Source organism: Kribbella speibonae (assembly GCF_004331375.1).
In the GTDB taxonomy this organism is placed as follows: Bacteria; Actinomycetota; Actinomycetes; order Propionibacteriales; family Kribbellaceae; genus Kribbella; species Kribbella sindirgiensis.
Genome location: NZ_SJKC01000001.1, coordinates 2,030,224 through 2,051,387, shown reverse-complemented (window position 1 = coordinate 2,051,387; position 21,164 = coordinate 2,030,224). Strand labels below are relative to the sequence as shown.

Sequence of the window (21,164 nt, the reverse complement as noted above, 5' to 3'; positions counted from 1 at the left end):
CGCCCTGTTGGGGCGGTTGATGAGTGGTGCAGGTCCGGGTCGGCACGTCATCGTGCCGTAAGGGGTGCGGGGAAGGTTCGCCTGGCCGGGGGCGTTGGGAGACTATGAGAGTCACACTGCGAGAGGCGTGAGAATGTCGTTCTTCAGCCGCAACACCGCCATGGTCGAGCCGGCGGCCGCGCTACCCGGCCGGCCCACCCCAGGCTTCGCCGTACCGGACGAGAACATCGTCCTGCACACGCCGCAGACCGCTGCCGCGCCCGAGGGCTTCGAGGAGGTCTGGTTCGGCACCGGATGTTTCTGGGGCACCGAGGAGATCTTCTGGCAGCAGCCGGGCGTGTACACCACGGCCGTCGGGTACGCGGGCGGTTACAGCCCGAACCCGTCGTACGAGGAGGTCTGCACCGGACGCACCGGTCACGCGGAGGCCGTCCGGGTCGTGTACGACCCGACCAAGACCACCTTCACCGACCTGCTGAAGGTCTTCTGGGAGACCCACGACCCGACGCAGGGCATGCGCCAGGGCAACGACCTCGGTTCGCAGTACCGCTCGGCGATCTATTACACCACCGACGCCCAGCGCGCCGAGGCCGAACGCACCCGAGACCTCTACGCCCCCGTCATCAAGCCCCTCGGCTACGAAGACATCACCACCGAAATAGCCCCAGCCACCACGTTCTACTACGCCGAGGCCTACCACCAGCAGTACCTCCACAAGAACCCCAACGGCTACCGCTGCCACAGCAACACCGGCGTACCGTTTCCTGCCTGACGCTCTTGAACGCGGCCTCCACCGGTTGGTGGGGGCCGCTTTCGTTTGCCTGTCACGAGGACGACGGCTCCAGGCAGGGTTGCGACCAGGGCGAGTACGCCGTACACCACCGCGACCGTGAGGCCCAGCGTTGCGCCCAGTCCGGCCGAGCTGAACGCCCAGGCGGCTGCGCCCTCGCGTGGGCCCCAGCCTGCGATGTTTGTCGGCACCGCTGAGGCCGTCAGCACGACCAGTGCCAGGGGCAGCAGCCGAGCCGGCGACACGTCGGCTCCGGTCGCTCGCACCGCGATCAGGAACACCGCAGCGTGGCCGAGCACCGCGACGGTAGATGCGAGCACGATGCCGGGCCAGGCCCGCCGCGCGAGGACCGCGTCGCGGAGATCGCTCGTGAAGGCGCGTCCGATCCGCGAGGAGGCGCGACGTCGATTCAGGCAGAGGAGTACGGCGGCCAGCGCCACACCGGAGACGACCACGACCGTCAGGGCGACCGGGGGAACGAAGGCGCCGGCGGGCCAGGACAGCATGAGCAGTACGCCCACCGTCAGCACGATCTGTACCGCAAATCCCGACGTCCGCTCCCACGCGACGGACCGCAGGCTCCGGCCCAGGTCGCCGACCTCGTGCCCGTGGCGCACGGCGCGGTGTACGTCGCCCATCACCCCGCCGGGCAACGTGGCGTTGAGGAACTGGGACCGGTAGTACGCAGCCACCGCGGTCCTCAGCGGCATCTCGACGCCAAGCCCGCCGGCGATGAGCCTCCACCGCCATGCGCAGCACAATGTGGTCAGCGACGTGATTGCGAGGGCGGCGGCGAGCGTCCAGCCGGTCGTCAGTCGAAGACCGTCCACCACTGGCCCCGTACCCACCCGCCACACGAGAACGGCGAGGATCGCGCCGCCGCCCGCCACGCGCGCCCAGTTCCAGATGCTTCGTTTGATGGCAGTTCCGATCTCGTAGTTGGGTCCGGATGAACCGGTGCGACGCTGTTGTCGTATGACCGTCGTACCCGCAGATACGGAGGCATCGTGCGTCTGGTTCAGCGTCGACTGCGCAACCTGATCGGCCCGCTCGCCGGCTTCGCTTGCCTGCTCGTGCTCCTCGGTGTCCTCGCGGCAACCACCGGCCTCGGCGTCGCCGGCTGGGCGACCGGCGTCACCTGCGGAGCCGGCCTTTCCGCGTTGACCGTCCGCTCGATGGCGCATCACCGTCGTGACGGGCTGGGGCCCGCGGACAGAGTGACACTGGCTCGCGCGGTCCTCGCCTGCGGAGTCGCAGCGCTCACGGCGGACTCGTTCGGCGGCCGGACACCGGTGGCGCTTTTCGTGACGCTCTCGACGATCGCGCTGATCCTCGACGGCGTGGACGGCCGGATCGCTCGGCGTACCGGCACCGTTTCGGCGTTCGGGGCACGCTTCGACATGGAGGTCGACTCGTTCCTCGTTCTGGTCCTGAGCGTGTACGTCGCACCCACGATGGGCTGGTGGGTGATCACCTTCGGCGCAGCCCGCTACGTGTTCGTGGCAGCCAGCTGGGCGGTGCCGTGGCTGCGCGGCTCGCTCCCGCCCCGCTACTGGGCCAAGGTCGTCGCCGCGATCGTGGGCATCGCCCTGACCGTCGCGGCTGCCCGCATCCTGCCCGATGCCATGACCACGGTGATGCTGCTGATCGCTCTGGGACTACTGGCCGAGTCGTTCGGCCGTCACACCTGGGGCCTCTGGCGCCTGGCCGGAAGCCCGCGGGGAACTCGTGCCACCGTGACGTCGGCGCTAGCGGTGCTCCTGGTCTGGGCTGCGCTTCTCGTGCCGGACCACACCGGCGACCTGTCACCGGCCACGTTCCTCCGTATCCCGCTCGAGGGCCTGGTGTTCGTCGTACTCGTATGGGTGCTGCCGTCGAGACTGGCGCGGATCCTCGCACTGATCGCCGGTCTCCTCGCCGGGGTGCTGATGATCCTCCGGCTGCTCGACAGAGGCTTCTACTTCGCCTTCGACCGCCCCTTTCACCCGGTCTACGACGCGGCGTACGCGGACTCCGCGCTGGCCCTGCTCGGCGACTCGATCGGCCGTGCCGGAGCCCTCGCGGTCTTCATCGGAGCAGGAGTCCTCTGTGTGGCCCTGCTCGCCCTGCTGGCGCTGTCGGCAGTGCGGGTGACCCGGCTCGTGGCGAGACACCGGCAGCCGACGATCCGGATCGTTGCCGTCCTGGCCGCGATCTCGATCGTGCCCACGCTGACCGGCGCCTGGCCCGTACAACAGCTCGCCTCGGCGTCCGCGGCCCGGCTCGCCACGCAGGTCCGTGACGACGTCCGCGACCAGCAAGAGTTCGAACGGGCGCTCGCGCAGGATCCCTTCCGCGACACCCCGGGCAACGACTTGCTGACCGGCCTGAGGGGCAAGGACGTCCTCCTGGTCTTCGTCGAGAGCTACGGACGCACGGCACTCGACTCTCCAGTAGTCGGGTCGGCGCTCGAGGCCGGGGACCGGCGGCTCCAGCAGGCCGGCTTCTCCTCCCGCAGCGGCTTCCTCACCTCGCCGACCTTCGGCGGCATCAGCTGGCTGGCGCACTCCAGCCTGCAGTCCGGGCTCTGGGTGGACAACCAGCAGCGGTACGACTACCTCGTCACCCTGGACCGGCTCACTCTCACCGACGCGTTCGGCCGCGCCGGCTGGCGGACAGTGGCCGCCGTACCGTCCAACGACAGGGACTGGCCGGTGGCGAAGACGTACTACCACTACGACACGGTCTACGACCGCCGGAACGTGGGGTACGTCGGGCCGTCGTTCAGCTATGCCGCGATGCCTGACCAGTACACCCTGGCCGCGCTCCAGCGGCTGGAGCTGGACAAGCCGAACCGCGGTCCCGTCATGGCCGAGGTCGACCTGGTGTCCAGCCACACGCCCTGGGCACCGCTCCCCCGGCTCGTCGACTGGAGCCAAGTGGGTGACGGCTCGGTCTTCAACCCGATGCCGGCCGAGGGTGACTCACCGGAGGACGTATGGCGGCAACCGGACCGTGTGAAGGCCGCTTATGCACAGTCCATCGCGTACTCGCTCGACGCCGTGAGCTCGTTCGTACAGCAGCGCCACGACCGCGACCTGGTGCTCGTCGTCCTCGGCGACCATCAGCCGGCCAGCATCGTGTCCGGCAACGGGGCGAGCCGCGACGTACCGGTGAGCATCATCGCTGCCGACCCAGCCGTGACGGATCGGGTAGCAGACTGGGGCTGGTCGGACGGGCTGCGGCCGGACGCCGACGCACCGGTCTGGCCGATGGATACCTTTCGGGACCGGTTCCTCACCGCCTACCGCTGAACTGGTTTTAGTGGCGGCGGGCCAGGTGGATGTGGATCTGGGCGTCGACTTCCACGGTTTCGGGGAGGGCCTCGAGGGTGCGGCGGAAGACCTCGTCGCGGTCTGCGGGCGGGAGCATCAGGTACGCCGAGACAGTCGAGAGCTGTCCGATGTAGTCGTGGGCGCTCATCGTGAGGCGGCGTTCGATCACTGCCTGCTGGACGTCGGTGAACCACTCGGTCTGCTGGAGTTCCGTGCCGGGCCATTGCATGGGGCGGTCCTCGGGGGTGCCGTCGGGTGACGGGACGCCGTCGTCCACCAGGTACGGCGCACGGGCCGCGCGGACTGCCTCTTTGAGGGCGGGGTCGGCTAGCTGGATCGGTACGCCGAACGAGGTGAACACACCACCCGGTCGCACGAGCGCCGCCATGCGCTCCCATCGGCCGTCGGGGTTGGTCCAATGGAGGGCGGCGGCCGAATACACCAGGTCGTACGAGGCATCCAGCGGCAGGTCCTCGAAGGCGGACTGCACGGTGGTGACGCTGGCCGGTAGGTGTTTGCGCGCCTCCGCGAGCATGGCCGCGTCAGGGTCTGTTGCGGTGACCTCGAGGCCTCCCTGCGCGAACAGACGGGTCGCCTTGCCGGTCCCGGCGCCGATTTCCAGGGCGGTCCGGAGCGGCGTACCGGCGTACGCCGTCACCAGCTCGAGGAGCTCCACCGGATACCCGGGGCGGAACCGTTCGTAGGCTTCTGCCACCGTCCCGAAGCTCAATGCGCGCGCAACCATGCCCGCATCCTGACATCTTGCGTACACCCACCGCCTGGCATTTTCGTCGAGTAGGCGGGATCAGGCGATGCCCGTCCAGACGGTTCGGTCGGTGAACGCTCCGCGGGCGGCGGCCTTGGTAGCTCGGGTTGTTTCGAGGGCATCCGTGGTGGTTCCCAGGTCGGCTGCGAGAGCGTAGACGACCTCGAGGATGTCGGCGAGTTCCTCGACCGCGGACGCGTCATCGGCCTCGAGAAACTCGTCGACCTCCTCGCGGAGCTTGTCGCGCAACCGCCTACGGAACTCGTCAGGCTCGGCCCGGTACGTCACCGGCTCGCCGCCGTCAGCCCGAATGATCTCGGGAATCCGATCCCTCACCAACTTGCCGCCAGCACTCTCCACCTCGACAGACTAGGTCAGACCGGGCGACAGTTCGCCCCAACCGCTTTCCGCTGCGCCAGGATCGCGCTTGTGCCCCCTGAGCAGGCGAGCCGCGGCCAAACCGTTCCCGACGCGGTGCTCGCTGAGCTCGGGCACCAGGTGCGCACAATCACCACCCCGTACGACGAACTCCCATGGCGCGTTCCCTCCGCGAAGGCGACGTTCCACCGCTGGCGTGAAGCACCGTTTCAGTACTTCCAGGTTCCTAGTTGGTGGTTGTTGGCGTCGTGGAGGGTTAGTTGGCCGTGGCGGGTGGGGACGTCGAAGATCAGCCAGCCGATGGATTGTTCGCCTTGGTTGAGGATTACTGGGTCGAGGGGTGGGTCGAAGGTGGTTGAGGTGACGATGGCGTCGCCGGAGTAGGTGGTGCCCCCGGCGACCGCGGTGAATTCGATCAGGTCCTGCTGGTCGGTCAGGGCTCGTAGGGTCACGTAGGCGCCCAGGAAGAAACCGTCTTCGGGCTTGTCGAACTCGTCGCCGGTGCTGAACTTGAGGCGCGTGACGGTGACCTCCAGTTGGGCGTCGCCGGACTCGCCGTACACCGTCACTTTGTCGCCGATCTTCCCGGTCGACGGCGCCGTCACCATCCACACCGTGGCGGGCTCGAAGTGCACGGTGCCGCCGACGTCGTCGACCACGGTCTGGACGACCTGTCGCTTGCCCGCCAACGAGACGGTGCACGGGACCTTCCCGCCGACCTCGACGATGCGGATCAGCGCCGTACCGCAGTCGATCGAGGCGCCCGCGGCCTGCGCCGGCAGCCTGGACCGGATCTCGGTGACCACCTTGCCGGTGTCGATGAGCGCCTTAGCCGGTGTGAGCTTGTAGGTGTAGTCGTCGCCGGTCACCTGGCTCAACGTCACGGTCACCGGCAACTTGGTGCCGGCCACCTCGGCCGTGCACTGGAACGTCTTGCCCTCGGCGATCTTCACGTCCTTCGGGCACTCGATCCTGCCGGGCTGTACGTCGGGAACGTGTTCCCGCAGGTACGCCGACACCGCCGAAGCGATCCGATCCGCATCGACGGTACCGCCGCCCCCGCCGACCTCGACCGAACACCCCGCCAGCGCCACAGCGAACAACACCGCAGCCCCTCGTGAACAAGCGATTGCACACATGACGCCCCCCGCCATCTGATGGGCGGCGGCTCCCCCCGCGTTCACGGTCCGCAGTCCTGCTCCAGGACGTTACTCCTCGCCGCACCGGGGAAGAAGCCATCAGGGATGATGGGCCGGTGTCGATCACCGCGAGCCATGAGCTGACTCCCGAAACGAAACTCGACCGCCCCGGCAGGCTGATTTTCCTGAACGGTACGTCGAGTTCCGGCAAGTCGAGTATCGCGGCCGAGCTGCTCGGCTCGCTGGACGGCACCTGGTTCCATCTCGCGATCGACCAGTTCCATCGGATCCGCGCCCGGCGGGAGATGCCGGACGAGGCGTTCTTGTCCGTGTTCCAGCGGACGGTGCTCGGATTCCACCGGGCCGTCGCCGGGATGGCGTCGGCGGGGAACGACGTGGTGGTGGATCACATCCTCGGTGAGAAGTGGCGGCTGACGGACTGCCTCACGGTGTTCGACGGGCTGCCGGTCCTGTTCGTCGGCGTCCGATGCGCGCTGCCCGAACTCGAGCGGCGCGAACGCGACCGCGGCAACCGCACGATCGGCAGGGCGGCGGTGCAGTTCCCGATCGTCCACGAGCACGGCGTGTACGACGTGGAGGTCGAGTCGGACCGGTATACCCCGGCCGAATGCGCTGCGCAGATCCGCGACCGCCTCGAGGCCGGCCCGCCGACAGCCTTCGACCAGCTCCGAAAGGCTGACCGGCGGGAGCCTGAGATTCATCCGGCGCGGTAGAGCGAGCCGCCTGCGGAGATCGCGATGCTGGCGCGTTGACCGCCGACGTTGAGGTTGACGATGAACGTCGTACCGACCTGTCGCACGGTGTACGTAACCGACCCGCTGGACCGTACCGGCACGATGAACGACAGGATCGAGGCCGTCGTGCCGGACCGAGCCATCATCAGCGTCGGCGCGGACTTCCGGACGTAGCTGCTCGGGTAGTACCAGCCCTGGATCGGGTTGGTCTGGGCCTGCTTGACGAGAAGCGCGCCGGCCGGCAGCGCCTGTTTGAACGGCACCTGGAACAGGATCGTCTTGGACGTGTCGCCCGGCGCCATCGCCACGGCGGTCGTCCGGGACACGACGGTCGCACGCTGGTCCGGCGGCAGATGCCACAGCGTCTGGAACGCCTGCGCGGTCCTCGCCGACGCCCGGTCCCACACCACGAGCAGATCCGGATCCTTCAGCGCCAGAACCGAGCGGACCCGGCTGATCCCGCTCCCCGGCGCATCCGCGAACACGTACGATTCCGCGTTCGCCTTCACCGAGTAGGCGGTCAGCCGTGTCACCGGATTCGGGTACGTCGACTTCGGCGTCGTCATCACACTGTGGGCATTCGGACTGACGGCCCAGGTACGGTACGCGCCGGCGCTGTACGCGGCGTACCCGCCGTCGACCAGGATGTCCCGCCCGCGGGCCGTGTACGTGATGCCGGTGTGGTCGAAGTGCCCGTGGAACGCCCGCGCCGGTCCGTACCTGATGCTGTACGTCGACTCGCCCGCGAAACCTCTGGTGGGATCGCTTCCCCACCCCGTGCGGCCGAACACGTAACCGGCCGAGTAGACCCCGACCCGCCACAGCGGCATCGTGCCCGCCGTACCCTTCGAACCCGCGAACTGCAACGGCGTACCTGTCCACGGGTACGTCGCCTGCACCTCGGTGTCACCGATCTGGTGGAGCTTACCGAGCGAGTTCGTTGCCAGCGTCAAGAACTTGGCCAGCAACGCGCGCCGGGTCGCGATCGTCGTACCGGGGTTGACGCCGCAGTTCTGCATCACCGCGATCGCGCGACCCCACAGCGAGTAGTTGAACGCCGCGTAGCCGGTGGACTGTTCGTTGGTCCCACCCTCGGCATCGATCGAAGTCGTGATCCCGGCCGCGAATCGTTGCTGCGCGAGGTTCTTGTAGTCGGTCCGGCCGAGCACACAGCCGACGCCGAACAGCGCGATACTCTCGTCGGTTCCATGGTTCCACGCACCACTCCAGTTGTAGGTCAGGAATCTCGCATGACTCAGCAGCGCCGCGTCGACCCAGGCGTACCGGGCCGGCACGGTACTCACGTGGAGCCCGGCGAGGATCGCCTGTCGCAGGCAGTTCAGCACGTTCGTGCGGTGCATGGTGGACTCCCACGCGCCGACGTTCGCCTTCCACGAGTACGGATTGTCGCGGTACCAGTCGTACGCGATCGTGTTGACCCGCGTCAGTGCGGTGAGATCACCCTTGCTCGCGGCAACAATCCCTTGCCCGAGCCATCGCAGTGAGTGGAACCACATGTACCAGCTGGCGTTCCTGTACGGATTCAACGCCCAGTTGATGTTGCCGCCGCCGTTGCCGACCTTGTACGCCGCATACGGGCCCCAGGCAAACTTGTCGGCGTACAGGTTCGCCAACGGGTTGGTCTTCTCGATCCCGCTGAACCCCGGGCACGCGTAGAACGGCGCCGCGAGCGTCTGGATCTTGTTCGTGTCCGTACCGATGTCCGTCGCCGGCGCGGCCGTCGGCGGTACGACGTTGCTCGCGCCCGGCACGAACTGGGACTCGGCCGGATCGTCCGGTCCTGGGACAATCTGGATCCCGGGCTCTTCGCCCGCTGCACGAGTGTTTCCGGTTGCCGTTCCCGCCCCCAGCACCAGAACAGCGATCCCTACGGCCGCAAGGGCCGCACTCCTCCTGAATCGCATGAAGTTGTACCTCCCCGGACGTCGGTCAGCCCAATGGAGGCGGTCAACTCACCGAGGTTTGCTTCCCCTTATCTGCCTCGATGCGGAAACCCCGCGGAAAGTTGCGTTTCCGCGCACAGCAGAGCGCCAGGACCCCGAGGAGTCCTGGCGCTCTGTTTGTTGGCTCAGCCCATGGTTTTCTGGCCGTCGATCGATTCCCGGATGATGTCGGCGTGGCCGGCGTGCTGGGCGGTCTCCGCGGTGATGTGCAGGAAGACCCGGCGGACGGTCCAGAACACGCCCGGCGGCTGCCAGGGCGCGGACGGAAGCTCGTAGCTGGTGTCCAGGTCGAGAGTGCGGACGAGCTCGTCGGTGGCGGCGGCGATCTTCTCGTACGCCGCGAGAACGTCGGCGAGGGTCTCCCCCTCGACCAGGCGGAACTGGTCCTGCCAGGACGCCATCATCTCCGGGGTGTACTCGGTCGGCGTGGACCCGCCCTGGCCCTGCGCGAACTCGGCCCAGTGCTGCTCGGTCGAACTCACGTGCTTGATCAGCCCGCCGACGGTCAGCTCGCTGATGGTGCTGCGGGTCGAGGCCTGCTCGTCGGTCAGCCCCTGAGCGGTGTGCCGCAGGAACCCCCGGTGCTTGCCGAGGAACTCCAGGATGTCAGCCCGCTCACCGGTCAAGCCCTGCTCGTTTGTGGTCATACCGCGACTCTAAACGCCATAGCGGCCAGGATCTGTCCGCTACAGAAATTCATGTCCGGGGCGTGGTTCCGGCCGCGGCCCGCGACTAGCTTGGCGTGGGGGCGGCGACTGGGCCGAGCCCATTGCACAAGGGGGTTGACGTGGGAACGATCACGACCAGCGACGGTACGGAGATCTTCTACAAGGACTGGGGTACGGGCCAGCCGATCGTCTTCAGTCACGGATGGCCGCTGTCGGCCGACGACTGGGACAACCAGCTGCTGTTCTTCCTGTCGAAGGGGTACCGCGTCGTCGCGCACGACCGCCGTGGGCACGGCCGCTCGACGCAGACCGGCGACGGACACGACATGGACCACTACGCAGACGACCTGAAGGCGGTCGTCGACCATCTCGACCTGCGCGACTGCATCCACGTCGGGCACTCGACCGGCGGCGGCGAGGTCACGCACTACCTGGCCCGGCACGGCGAGGACCGGGCCGCCAAAGCCGCGCTGCTCTGCGCGGTCCCGCCGCTGATGGTGCAGACCGACGCGAACCCGGAGGGCCTGCCGAAGGCGGTCTTCGACGACCTCCAGGCGCAGCTCGCGGCGAACCGGTCGGCCTTCTACCGCGCACTCCCGGAAGGGCCGTTCTACGGCTTCAACCGCCCGGGCGCCGTCCCCAGCGAAGCGGTCATCGCGAACTGGTGGCGCCAGGGCATGATGGGCGGCGCGAAGGCCCACTACGACGGCATCGTCGCGTTCTCCCAGACCGACTTCACCGAGGACCTGCGGACGATCACCATCCCGGTCCTGGTCGTGCACAGCGAGGACGACCAGATCGTGCCGTACGCCGATTCCGGCCCGAAGTCGGCCGCGCTGCTCAAGAACGGGGTCCTCAAGACCTACAAGGACCTCCCGCACGGCCTGCCCACGACGCACGCCGACGTGGTCAACGCCGATCTCCTCGAGTTCTTCCGGTCCTAGTTCACCGCCCGGCTTCGTCACGCACCAGCGCGCCCTCCCGGCGACAGTCGCCTGACGAAAGGCACCATCCATGCACCACCGCAGAACACGTTTTCTGGCAGCCCTCGGCGCAGTCCTCGGCGTCCTGATCGCGGCCGTGACGCCCGCCGCGGCGTCGTACCCGAACCGGCCGCGGCCGACCGTTGTGCTGGTTCACGGCGCGTGGGCCGACGGATCGAGCTGGGCGAAGGTCACCAGCCGGCTGATCGACGACGGCTACCAGGTCCGCGTACCGCCGAACCCGTTGCGCAGCCTCCCCACCGACGCCGCGACGATCCGCAGCTTCCTCTCCACCCTGTCCGGGCCGATCGTCCTGGTCGGGCACTCGTACGGCGGCGCGGTGATCACCAACGCCGCCACCGGCAACCCGAACGTCAAGGCCCTCGTGTACGTCGACGCCTTCGCGCCGGCCGAAGGCGAGGCCGTGTTCCCACTGGCGGGTGCGGACTCCGCCCTCGCCGTCCCGCCGGAAACCGTTTTCGACTTCGTTCCGTACCCCGGAGCACCCACCGGCGACGTCGACCTCTACCTGAAGCACGACACCTTCGTGAACTCGTTCGCCTCGGGGATGCGGCCTGCGCAGGCCGAGCAGCTGTACCCGGCGCAACGCCCGCTCGCGCTGAGCGCCGGCTTCAGCCCGTCCGGGCCGCCGGCCTGGGCGACGATCCCGTCCTGGTACGTCCTCGGCACCCGCGACCTGATCATCACCCCGGCCGCGCAGCAGGACATGGCGACCCGGGCCCACTCCACCATCACCCGGATCCCGACCGGCCACCTCGGCCTCGTCACCGCTCCCGGCCCGATCACCTCGGTGATCGAGAAGGCGATCCGCGCCACCCGGTGACACCCGGCGCAGGTCGTCCGGATCTTCGGGCGACCTGCGCCGATCACCAGGCAACTGAGGTAGCGTCGATGGGGTGCGCGCCATCCAGTACTCCGTGACCGGTGAGCCCGACGTCCTGACCCTCGTGGACAGGCCGCTGACCGAGGTCGGTCCCGGGGAGGTGCGGGTGCGGATCCACCGGTCGGGCGTCAACCCGACCGACTGGAAGTCGCGCCGCGGCAGCGAGGCCGGTACGCCGGTGCACCCGGCGCAGGTGCCCAACCAGGACGGATCCGGTCTCGTCGACGCCGTCGGTCAGGGCGTCGACGCAGCCCTCACCGGCCGCCGGGTCTGGCTCTGGGAGGCCGCGTACCAACGGCCTTCAGGAGGTACGGCGCAGGAGTACGCGGTAGTCCCGGCCCGCCATGTGGTGCCGCTGCCCGACGACGCGTCGTACGATCTCGGCGCCGCGCTCGGCGTACCGTTCCTGACCGCTCATCGCTGCTTGACCGTGACCGAGGACGGCCCTGATCGCCTCGGTCCAGGCAAGCTCGCCGGCCGCACCGTGCTGGTGGCCGGCGGCGCTGGAGCGGTCGGCAACGCGGCGATCCAGCTGGCCCGGTGGTCCGACGCGACCGTGATCACCACCGTGAGCAGCCCGGAGAAGGGCCAGCTGGCCGCGCTGGCGGGCGCCGACCACGTCATCAACTACAAGCAGCAGGACGTGGTCGCGGAGGTCCGCGCGATCGCGCCGCACGGCGTGCACACGATCGTCGAGGTGTCGCCGGCGGCGAACGCGGCGATCGACGCCGCGGTGATCGCGCCGAACGGCTCGGTGTCGGTCTACGCGACCGACGGCGGCGCGACGACGGAACTCCCGGTGCGCGCGTCGATGGTGCCGAACGCCCGCTGGCAGTTCGTCCTGCTGTACACGGCCCCGGAGTCCTGGCGCCCGCGCGGCCTGGCCGACGTCACGGCCGCGGTCGAGTCCGGCGCCATCCGCATCGGCCCCGACGCCGGCCTCCCACTGCACCACTATCCACTGGACCAGGCCGCGGACGCACACGCCGCGGTCGAGGACGCCGTCGTCGGCAAGGTCCTCATCGACGTCATCCCAGACTGAGAAGCTCCTCGAACGGAACGTCTCGCCCTACGCGGCGAGGGCGGCCAGCCGCTGTTGCAGGGCTGCGGCGCAGCGGCAGGTGGGATCGGTGGTGCAGAGGAGGGCGGCGGGGTCGGCTTCGATCAGCTGACGGGTCGCTGCGAGTACTGCCTGCTTGGGGATGCGGCGGATGCGCGCGTTTCCGATCTGGATTTCCTTGGTCGCGGAGCGCAGGACCGGCTCAATGGCGTCGAAGTGGTGGCTTGCGCCGGGGACGTTGGGAAGCTCGACCCACAGGCCGTCGGCGGATCTCGCGTACCGGTAGAAGCGTGAGCGGCCGAGGTGCTGCTCGGCGAGGTGGATCGTGGTGTTCGAGGTGTGGGTGACGCCGAGCAGCAGGACGTCGCCGTCGAGGGCCTCGATCGGGCCGAGCGGCCAGTCGGGGCGCTGGGCCGCGAGCAGACGTTCGGCGGCCGGACCGGCGGCCTGGTAGGAAAACAGCGGATGCTCGGTGCGGAACGGCGAGCAGGTCAGCCGGAAAGTTTCCGCAACCGTTCCGAGCCAGCGGTCGACCGGGAGCTCGGCACGGAAACTTGTTGCCTGCGACAACCGCTCGTCGAAGTCCGCCCAGCTGTCCGCGTTCCAGTAGTCGTTGTGCGGGCGAACGAGCCCCGGCGGTGCCGGGATCCCGGTGAGATCCCAGGTACCGGCCGGCATCAGCACGGTCCCGCACACCTCGGTCAGCGCCGAGCAGACCGCCTCCGCACCGCCGTCGACGTACCCGAACGAACTCAGCGAGGAATGCACAATCACCTCGGACCCCCGCCCCAGCCCCAGCTTGCGCAGCCCGTCGGCGAGATCTCCTGCAGTCACTACCTCCGCTGCGCACATCCCGGCACTATCCCATCCACGCAGCCGGCTGCGCCTGGCATTTTCCCGGGCTGTTGCGCGGATCAACGGCTAGCGGGACCGTCGGATGCAGGGGTGATTGCCATGATGCTGGTGGTCGGTGGAACCGGTGAGCTGGGCGGGCAGGTCGTTCGGGGACTGGTCGGGCGCGGGGTGGACGTGCGGTGCCTGGTGCGGACCAGGACGGAGATTCCTGGGGTCGAGGTGGTCGTGGGTGATCTGACCAATCCCCCGAGTCTGCGGACAGCGTGTGCGGGAGTGGAGACGGTGGTCGCGACGGCCACCGCGATCGGGCGGCTCCTGTCCGGCGTGCCCGGACCGTCGATCAGCGAGACCGACGAGCGGGGCATGCTGGCGCTCGTCGATGCCGCCGAGGAGGCCGGCGTACGGCGGTTCGTCTACCTCTCGTACGCCGGGGTCGACGCGGGACTCGGGGTGCCGATCGAGCACGCCAAACTCGCGGTCGAGGACCGGCTACGACGGTCGGCGCTGCGGCGCGTCGTCGTACGGCCGGACGCGTTCCAGGAGATCCACCTCGGGCCGCTCGGACGATTCGATCTCGCCGGCGGCAAGGTCGGGGTGATCGGCAACGGCAACGCCAAACATCGCTGGGTGAGCACGGCGGACGTCGCCGCGCTGGTCGTCGCCGTCGCGGTCGAGTCCGATCCGCCCGAGCTGATCGAGTTCGGTGGACCGGAGGCGCTGAGCCGGAACGAGGCGATCGCATTCGCCGAGGACCTCCTGCAGCGCAAGCTCAAGGTACAGCGACTGCCCGCGCCCGTCGCACGGCTGGCGATCAGACTCCTCCGCCGGAGGAACGAGGCCGTCGCCTCTGTCATCGGCATCAGCCTGCTGTTCTCGCTGCAGGACGTGCCCTGGACCGACGAGCCCTTGCGCAGCAGGGCGATCAGCCCTCGCCCGGCCACCTCGTTCCTCCGCGACCAGGCCGGCCGCGCCTAGCTCAACTCGCCGGTCGGCTGGACAGTCAATGCGCCTGGAACAGTCCCGTCTGGAGGTAGGCGGCGTGCAGACGAAGGACCAGCTCTGTCGGGGGATGGAGCGGGCTCGGGGGTGTGGCGAAGAAGGCGGCGTCCAGGACCTCGTTCTCGGACGGGTGCAGTGTGCCGGTCCAGCGGTGGGTTTCGAAGCAGAGTGCGAAGCACTGGACGACGTCGCCGTTCGGGTAGGTCAGCGTGTGGACGTCGGCGCGCGACAGGCTGGCGAACGGGATCAGGTCCTCCTCCGCGACGATCAGCCCGGTCTCCTCGGAGAACTCGCGAGCCGCCGTACGCCGGAAGCTGTCGCCCGGTTCCGCTCCGCCCGCGGGGAGTTCCCACCGACCGGAGTCGCGACTCCTCTGGAACAGGATCCGATCGTCCGCGTCGATCGCGAGAACCTGCGCACCGGGCAGCAACAGCAGGCGGGAACCAACGTCGCGGCGGAGCTGGGCAAGGTAGGAGTCCACGGATGAGAGGGTAGGGCCGTGGACTGGGTGAGGCGGCGCGCGGGATCCCTGCTGGGGTTGGGGTTGGCCGGCGGGCTGGTGTGGACGGCGGTCGTCACCTTGTCGATGCCGAACTGGTACGACCCGAGCGAGGACTGCGCGCGCAAGGTCGGCGTGGACAACGCGCACCCACGCACCAGCTGGTTCCCGCCGTCGGCGAGCTGCGTGTCCGGCGACGAGGTCCGCCAGTACATGTCGACCACCCGCTCGGTGATCCTGTCCGTTGTCGGCGTACTGCTGCTGATCCTGATCGCGACCGGCCTGATCCTGACCGTACGACGCCTCACCGGCGATCCCGGCCCGCTCCGGACCGGCGACGACCTCAAGCGCCGACGCCGGTCCCACCTGCTGTTCGGGGCGCTGGACATGGGGGTCGCGTTCGCGGTCGTCACGTTCCTGAACGTGGTCGCGATCGTGTTCGGGAACCTCCCCGGCGCGATCCTGTTCATCCTCACCACGCTCGTCGGCCTGAGCGCGTTCGGCACCCTGCTCGACCGGCACATGGGCCCGCTTCCGAGCACCGCCCTCGACTCACGCCGCCGCGGCACGGTCGCCGGCCTCGCGACGTACGGCATCGTCTTCGCCGCAACCGCCGTCTCCGGCCAGCTCCCCTTCTTCCGCTTCTGGGCAGTCCCCCTCAGCGCCATAGCCTACGCCGCCATCACCGCCACCCAATGGTCTCGCGCGACCCGCCCCGCGGTCGTTGACAGGGTTGGTCGCGCCGAGGATGGTGAAGGAAATCTCTGACTGACCGGGGGTCGTCATGGCGGGATCTGTTGCGTATCCGGTGCACGTGAACGCGGCACTTGATCCGGGAACGTCCAGGTGGTTGTGGCTGCTGAAGTGGATCCTGGCGATCCCGCACTGGATCGTTCTGCTGTTCCTGTGGATCGGCTTCCTGGTCGCCACGGTGATCGCGTTCTTCGCGATCCTCTTCACCGAGCGCTACCCGCGCGGGATCTTCGACTTCACCGTCGGCGTGCTGCGCTGGTCGTGGCGGGTGAACTATTACGCCTACGGCGCGCTCGGCACCGACCAGTACCCGCCGTTCACGCTCGCCGAGGTCGAGAGCTACCCGGCGCAGCTCACCGTCGACTATCCCGAGCGCCTCTCCCGTGGCCTGGTCCTGGTGAAATGGTGGCTGCTCGCGATCCCGCACTACATCATCGTCGGCGTCTTCGTCGGCGGCAGCACCTGGGCCGCGAACGGCTCCGACGACTGGTGGTGGAACCTCGGCGGCGGCCTGGTCGGAGTGCTCGTCATCTTCGCGGCCATCGCTCTCCTCTTCACCGGCATCTACCCGCGCGGGCTCTTCGACCTGATCCTCGGGCTGAACCGCTGGGCCCTGAGGGTCTCCGGGTACTCCGCCCTGATGACCGATGTCTATCCGCCGTTCCGTCTGGACCTCGGCGGCAGCGATCCTGTCGCCGAGGCCCCGACGCCTGACTAGCAGGGCCAGCCGGGTTCGATGTTCTGGTTCAGGTGGAAGACGTTCTCGGGGTCGTACTGGCACTTCACCCGGGCCAGTCGGTTGTAGTTCTCTTCGCCGAAGCCTGCGATCACCCGGTTCTGGCCCTCGTTGCCGATGAAGTTCAGGTAGACGTAGCCGGTCGCCCATTCGGCGAGGTCCGAGCACACGTCGCGGGCCCACCTGATCCCGCGCGCGTCGTCGGCCGGGTCGGTCCACAGCCCGAACGGGTGCACGACCCAGGCCGCCTGGCGATGCGGCTGCGGCCACTTGTCCGCACCCCGCTGTACGGCGCCGCCCCACGGCAGGATCGCCTGTTGCGACGGTGACGGCGAGATCATGTCCGTCGACCGGCGGGCGAACGCCTCGACCGCGGGGTCGGGGAACGACGCCAGGTGTTCCCCGGACCAGTAGTTGCGGAACCCCGGCGGATCGTCGAGCGCCGATTGAATATCGGCGTACGGCATCTCGGCTACCAACTCGGCCTCGGGCTCCAGCGCGAACAGCGGCGCGAACGCGTCCCGCAGCTCCGCCTCGCTCCCGGCGTACACCGCCGCGGCGCCGACGATCAGCTGCCCTTGCAGATGCGGAGGCACGAACTCCTCCGGCGGCCCGGTCAGGTAGATCACGCCGCCGCCGAGCTCCTCGGGCGCGCCCGCCTCGAACAGGTCCCGGTACGCACGCAGCACCGTGGGACCGGCCGACGCCGGCCACATCAGCAACGCCAACGTTGTTGTGGGCAACTGTTGCAGGTGGAAGGTCAGCGACGTCGCGACCCCGAAGTTCCCGCCGCCGCCGTGCAGTGCCCAGAACAGCTCGGTGTTCTTCGTCTCGTCCGCGATCAGCAGCCGCCCGTCGGCGGTGACGAGCTCCACCGAGATCAGCGCGTCACACGCCAGCCCGTACTTCCGTTCCAGCCAGCCCGACCCGCCGCCGAGCGTCAGGCCGGCGACGCCGGTCGTCGACGCCCGCCCACCGGTCGTCGCCAGCAGGTACTTCTGGCAGGCCCGATCGAGATCGCCCCAGGTCGCGCCCCCGCCGACCCGCGCGATCCTGGCGAACGGATCGACCTGAACGCTGTTCATCCGGCGCAGGTCGACGACCAGGCCGCCGTCGGTGACCGCGGTCCCGGCCACCCCGTGACCGCCGCCGCGGACCGCGATCTCCAGCCCCTGCTCGGTCCCGTACCGCACCGCCGCCTGGACGTCGCCCACCGATTCGCACTGGGCGATCATCGCGGGCCGCTTGTCGATCATCCCGTTGAAGACCGTGCGCGCGTCGTCGTACGCCGGATCGGTGTCGCGCAGCAGCACGCCGCCGAAGCCCGATGGGCGCAGCTGTTCGGTGGTCTCGGACATGGTGGATCTCCCCCTTGCTCACTCCCCCAGGCGATTCACCGATCGTCCATCGCACCCCGCCCGGGGTCAACGCCCGGCCGATTACCGCGTCCTCACACGATTCGGCTGTCCACCAAGGGCTTTCACACGATCACGCCCCGAGACGATCTGTGCGCACCCGCCGTACGTCGGTAGTGTTCGAGGTGTGACTGATGCGGCGGTGATCGGTGGTGTGGGTCAGGTCCTGACCGAGGACGAGGTGACGGCGTTCGTCGGCGGCGTCCTGGCCGGCGCGGGCCTGGAGGGCCGCAGCGTCTGTGTGATCGTCCCGGACGCGACCCGCAGCTGCCCGCTTCCCTTGCTCCTGAAGGCGGTCACCGAGGCCCTGAAGGACAGCGACGTCACGATCCTGGTTGCCCTGGGCACGCATGCGGAGATGACGCCGGAGCAGCTCCGCGAGCACCTCGGCGGCGACTACCCGAACGTGATCAACCACGAGTGGTGGAAACCCGAGACGTTCGCGGACCTGGGCACCATCGCTCCCGACCGGGTCGGCGAGATCTCGGACGAGATGCTCCGCGACGAGGTCCCGGTCCGTCTCAACCGCGCCGTCGTCGAGCACGACGTGGCCCTGGTCGTCGGGCCGGTGTTCCCGCACGAGGTCGTCGGCTTCTCGGGCGGCAACAAGTACTTCTTCCCGGGTGTCGCGGGGCAGGAGGTCATCGACTTCTCGCACTGGCTCGGCGCCCTGATCACCAGCGCGAACATCATCGGTACGCCGGGCATCACCCCGGTCCGCGCGCTGATCGACGAGGCCGCCGCGCTCATTCCGGCCGAGAAGCTTGCCCTGTCCGTCGTCGCGCAGTCCGGGACGGACGCCCTGCACGCGATCGCCTTCGGCGACACCACCGAGTCCTGGCGGGCCGCCGCCGAGATCTCCGCGCAGACCCACGTCCGCTACCTGGAGCATCCGGTCCGGCGGGTCGTCTCGGTGATGCCGCCGAAGTACGCCGACATCTGGACGGCGGCCAAGGGCTTCTACAAGGTCGAGCCGATCGTCGCGGACGGCGGCGAGGTGATCCTGTACGCGCCGCACGTCACCCAGCTGGCCGCGATGCACCCCGAGATCGAGGAGATCGGCTACCACTGCCGCGACTACTTCGTCGGCCAGTGGGACAAGTTCCGCGACCTGCACTGGGGCGTCCTCGCGCACTCCACGCACCTGCGCGGCGCGGGCACCTGGGACCCGGCCAAGGGCGAGCACCTCCGCGTCCGGGTCACGCTCGCCACCGGCATCCCGGAGCACGTCGTACGCCGGGCCAACCTCGGCTATCTCGATCCCGCGACGGTCGACCTGGCCGCGTACGAGGCCGATCCGGACACCTTCGTCGTACCGAACGCCGGCGAGACCCTCTACCGGCTTCAGTGACCCGCCGGTAACCTCTGGCGGTATGGCTGAGGTCGTCATCATCGGGTCCGGGTTCGCCGGGCTGTGCATGGGAATCAAGCTGCGGCAGGCCGGGTGTGAGGACTTCGTCATCCTCGAGAAGGCGGACGACCTCGGCGGCACCTGGCGGGACAACACGTATCCCGGCTGCGCCTGCGACATCCCGTCGTACCTGTACTCGTTCTCGTTCGAGCAGAACCCGCGCTGGACGCGGATGTTCGCGCCCTGGGACGAGATCCTCGCGTACCTGCGGCACTGCGCGGACAAGTACGGAATCGCCGACAAGATCCGGTACGGCGCCGAGGTCACCGAAGCCGTCTTCGACGAGGCGACCGGTCGCTGGACCGTCACGGTGAACGGCGACGAGACGATCGAGACGCAGGCCCTGGTGACCGGCGTCGGCAGCCTGCACCGGCCGAAGCGCCCGGACCTCCCGGGCCTCGACTCCTTCGCGGGTACGACGTTCCACTCGGCCGTCTGGGATCACTCCGCGGACCTGCGCGGCCGGAACGTCGCGGTGATCGGCACCGGCGCGTCGGCGATCCAGTTCGTGCCCGAGATCGCGCCGCAGGTCGCGCAACTCGACGTGTACCAGCGGACGCCACCGTGGATCACCGGGAAACCGGACCGCGCGATCGGCGGCTGGGAACGCAAGCTGCACGAACGGTTCCCGGCCGGCCAGCGGGCGATCCGCAACGCCATCTACTGGGGGATCGAGGGGCGCGGCGCCGGCTTCGCGGGGAACCCGAAGCTGATGAAAGGCCTGGAAATCCAGGCGAAACGGCACCTGCACAAACAGGTCACCGATCCGGAGCTGCGGGCGAAGCTGACGCCGGACTACCAGATCGGCTGCAAGCGGATCCTGATCTCGAACGACTACTACCCCGCGCTCGCCCGGCCGAACGTCGACCTCGTCACCACCCCGATCACACGGGTCACCCCGACCGGCGTGGTCACCGCCGACGGCACCGAACGGGCCTGCGACACGATCGTGCTCGGCACCGGGTTCGACGTCTCCGCGAACCTGACCCGGATGCCGATCCTCGGCAAGGACGGCGTCGGCCTCGCCGACCACTGGAAGCGCAACGGCATCGGCGCGCACCTCGGCATCACGGTCGCCGGCTACCCGAACCTGTTCCTGCTGGTCGGCCCGAACACGCTCCTCGGCCACTCCTCGATGGTCTTCATGATCGAGGCCCAGGTCCGGTACGTGATGCAGGCCCTGCACCTCCTCCGCCGCCGCAACGCGACGTACGTCGAGGTCCGCGAGGAGGCCCAGGAACAGTTCGTCGGCGACGTCCAGGGCGAACTCGGCGAGACGGTCTGGGCGTCAGGCTGCACCAGCTGGTACCTGGACAGCTCCGGCCGCAACTCCACCATCTGGCCCGAATGGACCTTCGCCTACTGGCGCCGCACCAGAAAACTCGACCCCACCGACTTCGCAGTCGTCCACTAGCTCAAAAGGACACCGCTCCGCGGCGACAGCCCTTTGCCGCCTCCGGCGGGAACACCCGAGGCCGCACCGCACCTCCCGGACCGCAGCGCGTCACGAAAGGACACCGCTTCGCGGCGACAGCCCTTTTGCCGCCTCCGGCGGGAACGTCTGAGACAGCACCGCACTGACCGGGGCTGCTGCGCCGCGGTGTCCTCCGCCAGCCACGAAAGGACGCCGCTCCGCGGCGACAGCCCTTTTGCCGCCTCCGGCGGGAGCGCCTGGGGCAGCACCGCACTCACACGGGCTGCTGCGACGCGATGACCCTTTCCCGGCGGCAGCACACCGCCGAAGGCGCCCGACAAGACAGCCGCATGCCAGAGGT

At 68.9% G+C, this 21,164-nt stretch carries 20 protein-coding genes; 11 read left to right on the top strand and 9 right to left on the bottom strand.

Translation table 11 applies throughout. The features are described 5' to 3' along the window. The first annotated feature begins 133 nt into the window (after window positions 1-133). Window positions 134-772 (top strand): peptide-methionine (S)-S-oxide reductase MsrA, encoded by a 639-nt coding sequence (gene msrA / locus E0H92_RS10340; protein ID WP_131496075.1) that lies wholly within the window; start codon window positions 134-136, stop codon window positions 770-772. On the opposite strand, the gene E0H92_RS10335 is transcribed toward msrA, so the two are convergent. Then, entirely contained in the window at window positions 730-1,680 is a 951-nt protein-coding gene (locus E0H92_RS10335; protein ID WP_275670086.1) for a lysylphosphatidylglycerol synthase transmembrane domain-containing protein, read from the bottom strand. The genes msrA and E0H92_RS10335 overlap by 43 nt on opposite strands. A 117-nt stretch (window positions 1,681-1,797) precedes the next feature. On the opposite strand from E0H92_RS10335, the gene E0H92_RS10330 reads away from it, so the two are divergent. Further along, on the top strand, window positions 1,798-4,083 hold the full coding sequence (locus E0H92_RS10330) for a CDP-alcohol phosphatidyltransferase family protein (protein ID WP_238173364.1): 2,286 nt from the start codon (window positions 1,798-1,800) through the stop codon (window positions 4,081-4,083). A gap of 7 nt (window positions 4,084-4,090) precedes the next feature. On the opposite strand, the gene E0H92_RS10325 is transcribed toward E0H92_RS10330, so the two are convergent. The 3 genes from E0H92_RS10325 to E0H92_RS10315 form a co-directional block, all read right to left on the bottom strand. After that, window positions 4,091-4,849, bottom strand: a complete 759-nt coding sequence (locus E0H92_RS10325) for a class I SAM-dependent methyltransferase (RefSeq protein ID WP_131496074.1) — start codon at window positions 4,847-4,849, stop codon at window positions 4,091-4,093. Window positions 4,850-4,909: 60 nt separating this feature from the next. Continuing rightward, window positions 4,910-5,230 (bottom strand): nucleoside triphosphate pyrophosphohydrolase, encoded by a 321-nt coding sequence (locus tag E0H92_RS10320; protein ID WP_131496073.1) that lies wholly within the window; start codon window positions 5,228-5,230, stop codon window positions 4,910-4,912. Window positions 5,231-5,457: 227 nt separating this feature from the next. After that, the gene (locus E0H92_RS10315; protein ID WP_165549738.1) at window positions 5,458-6,354 is read right to left on the bottom strand and encodes a DUF4333 domain-containing protein; all 897 of its coding nucleotides are present in this window, start codon (window positions 6,352-6,354) and stop codon (window positions 5,458-5,460) included. 149 nt (window positions 6,355-6,503) lie between these two features. Here E0H92_RS10315 and E0H92_RS10310 point away from each other — a divergent pair, with 149 nt between their 5' ends. Beyond that, window positions 6,504-7,121 (top strand): chloramphenicol phosphotransferase CPT family protein, encoded by a 618-nt coding sequence (locus tag E0H92_RS10310; protein ID WP_202873565.1) that lies wholly within the window; start codon window positions 6,504-6,506, stop codon window positions 7,119-7,121. Here E0H92_RS10310 and E0H92_RS10305 read toward each other — a convergent pair. Both E0H92_RS10305 and E0H92_RS10300 read right to left on the bottom strand, forming a co-directional pair. Further along, complete coding sequence (locus E0H92_RS10305; RefSeq protein ID WP_131496071.1) at window positions 7,106-9,067, bottom strand: heparinase II/III domain-containing protein; 1,962 nt, start codon at window positions 9,065-9,067, stop codon at window positions 7,106-7,108. The two genes, E0H92_RS10310 and E0H92_RS10305, sit on opposite strands and share 16 nt — an antisense overlap. Before the next feature lie 164 nt (window positions 9,068-9,231). Next, window positions 9,232-9,753, bottom strand: coding sequence for a DinB family protein (locus E0H92_RS10300; RefSeq protein WP_131496070.1), 522 nt, complete (start codon window positions 9,751-9,753; stop codon window positions 9,232-9,234). 140 nt (window positions 9,754-9,893) lie between these two features. On the opposite strand from E0H92_RS10300, the gene E0H92_RS10295 reads away from it, so the two are divergent. The 3 genes from E0H92_RS10295 to E0H92_RS10285 all read left to right on the top strand — a co-directional run bounded on the left by E0H92_RS10295 (window position 9,894) and on the right by E0H92_RS10285 (window position 12,703). Then, window positions 9,894-10,718 carry an alpha/beta fold hydrolase gene (locus tag E0H92_RS10295; RefSeq protein ID WP_131285779.1) on the top strand — a complete coding sequence of 275 codons (825 nt, stop codon included), beginning with the start codon at window positions 9,894-9,896 and terminating at the stop codon, window positions 10,716-10,718. A 70-nt stretch (window positions 10,719-10,788) separates the two neighbouring features. Further along, window positions 10,789-11,601 (top strand): alpha/beta fold hydrolase, encoded by an 813-nt coding sequence (locus E0H92_RS10290; RefSeq protein ID WP_131496069.1) that lies wholly within the window; start codon window positions 10,789-10,791, stop codon window positions 11,599-11,601. Window positions 11,602-11,674: 73 nt separating this feature from the next. After that, on the top strand, window positions 11,675-12,703 hold the full coding sequence (locus E0H92_RS10285; protein WP_131496068.1) for an NADPH:quinone reductase: 1,029 nt from the start codon (window positions 11,675-11,677) through the stop codon (window positions 12,701-12,703). A gap of 27 nt (window positions 12,704-12,730) precedes the next feature. Here E0H92_RS10285 and E0H92_RS10280 read toward each other — a convergent pair whose 3' ends face one another. Continuing rightward, window positions 12,731-13,573 (bottom strand): AAC(3) family N-acetyltransferase, encoded by an 843-nt coding sequence (locus E0H92_RS10280; protein WP_131496067.1) that lies wholly within the window; start codon window positions 13,571-13,573, stop codon window positions 12,731-12,733. A gap of 102 nt (window positions 13,574-13,675) precedes the next feature. Between E0H92_RS10280 and E0H92_RS10275 the strand changes: the two genes are divergently transcribed. Then, window positions 13,676-14,551, top strand: coding sequence for an SDR family oxidoreductase (locus E0H92_RS10275; RefSeq protein ID WP_165549737.1), 876 nt, complete (start codon window positions 13,676-13,678; stop codon window positions 14,549-14,551). Between the two features lie 25 nt (window positions 14,552-14,576). Here the strand turns inward: E0H92_RS10275 and E0H92_RS10270 are convergent, their stop codons facing one another. Further along, window positions 14,577-15,056: an NUDIX domain-containing protein gene (locus tag E0H92_RS10270; protein WP_131496065.1), complete on the bottom strand. Its 480-nt coding sequence runs from the start codon at window positions 15,054-15,056 to the stop codon at window positions 14,577-14,579. Between the two features lie 18 nt (window positions 15,057-15,074). On the opposite strand from E0H92_RS10270, the gene E0H92_RS10265 reads away from it, so the two are divergent. Both E0H92_RS10265 and E0H92_RS10260 read left to right on the top strand, forming a co-directional pair. Continuing rightward, complete coding sequence (locus E0H92_RS10265; protein WP_131468157.1) at window positions 15,075-15,842, top strand: hypothetical protein; 768 nt, start codon at window positions 15,075-15,077, stop codon at window positions 15,840-15,842. Between the two features lie 16 nt (window positions 15,843-15,858). Continuing rightward, window positions 15,859-16,545, top strand: coding sequence for a DUF4389 domain-containing protein (locus tag E0H92_RS10260; protein WP_131468159.1), 687 nt, complete (start codon window positions 15,859-15,861; stop codon window positions 16,543-16,545). Here E0H92_RS10260 and E0H92_RS10255 read toward each other — a convergent pair. Continuing rightward, window positions 16,542-17,921 carry an FAD-binding oxidoreductase gene (locus E0H92_RS10255; RefSeq protein ID WP_131468161.1) on the bottom strand — a complete coding sequence of 460 codons (1,380 nt, stop codon included), beginning with the start codon at window positions 17,919-17,921 and terminating at the stop codon, window positions 16,542-16,544. The two genes, E0H92_RS10260 and E0H92_RS10255, sit on opposite strands and share 4 nt — an antisense overlap. Before the next feature lie 184 nt (window positions 17,922-18,105). Between E0H92_RS10255 and E0H92_RS10250 the strand changes: the two genes are divergently transcribed. Together E0H92_RS10250 and E0H92_RS10245 are read left to right on the top strand one after the other, a co-directional pair. Continuing rightward, window positions 18,106-19,329, top strand: a complete 1,224-nt coding sequence (locus E0H92_RS10250; protein ID WP_131468163.1) for a lactate racemase domain-containing protein — start codon at window positions 18,106-18,108, stop codon at window positions 19,327-19,329. Window positions 19,330-19,351: 22 nt separating this feature from the next. Continuing rightward, window positions 19,352-20,803 (top strand): flavin-containing monooxygenase, encoded by a 1,452-nt coding sequence (locus E0H92_RS10245; RefSeq protein WP_131496064.1) that lies wholly within the window; start codon window positions 19,352-19,354, stop codon window positions 20,801-20,803. Window positions 20,804-21,164 lie beyond the last annotated feature (361 nt).

Coding starts and splice junctions, on each gene's coding strand:
- msrA (WP_131496075.1), top strand. CDS start 134: ATGTCGTTCTTCAGCCGCAACACCGCCATGGTCGAGCCGGCGGCCGCG.
- E0H92_RS10325 (WP_131496074.1), bottom strand. CDS start 4,849: ATGGTTGCGCGCGCATTGAGCTTCGGGACGGTGGCAGAAGCCTACGAA.
- E0H92_RS10305 (WP_131496071.1), bottom strand. CDS start 9,067: ATGCGATTCAGGAGGAGTGCGGCCCTTGCGGCCGTAGGGATCGCTGTT.
- E0H92_RS10300 (WP_131496070.1), bottom strand. CDS start 9,753: ATGACCACAAACGAGCAGGGCTTGACCGGTGAGCGGGCTGACATCCTG.
- E0H92_RS10290 (WP_131496069.1), top strand. CDS start 10,789: ATGCACCACCGCAGAACACGTTTTCTGGCAGCCCTCGGCGCAGTCCTC.
- E0H92_RS10280 (WP_131496067.1), bottom strand. CDS start 13,573: ATGTGCGCAGCGGAGGTAGTGACTGCAGGAGATCTCGCCGACGGGCTG.
- E0H92_RS10275 (WP_165549737.1), top strand. CDS start 13,676: ATGATGCTGGTGGTCGGTGGAACCGGTGAGCTGGGCGGGCAGGTCGTT.
- E0H92_RS10260 (WP_131468159.1), top strand. CDS start 15,859: ATGGCGGGATCTGTTGCGTATCCGGTGCACGTGAACGCGGCACTTGAT.
- E0H92_RS10255 (WP_131468161.1), bottom strand. CDS start 17,921: ATGTCCGAGACCACCGAACAGCTGCGCCCATCGGGCTTCGGCGGCGTG.
- E0H92_RS10245 (WP_131496064.1), top strand. CDS start 19,352: ATGGCTGAGGTCGTCATCATCGGGTCCGGGTTCGCCGGGCTGTGCATG.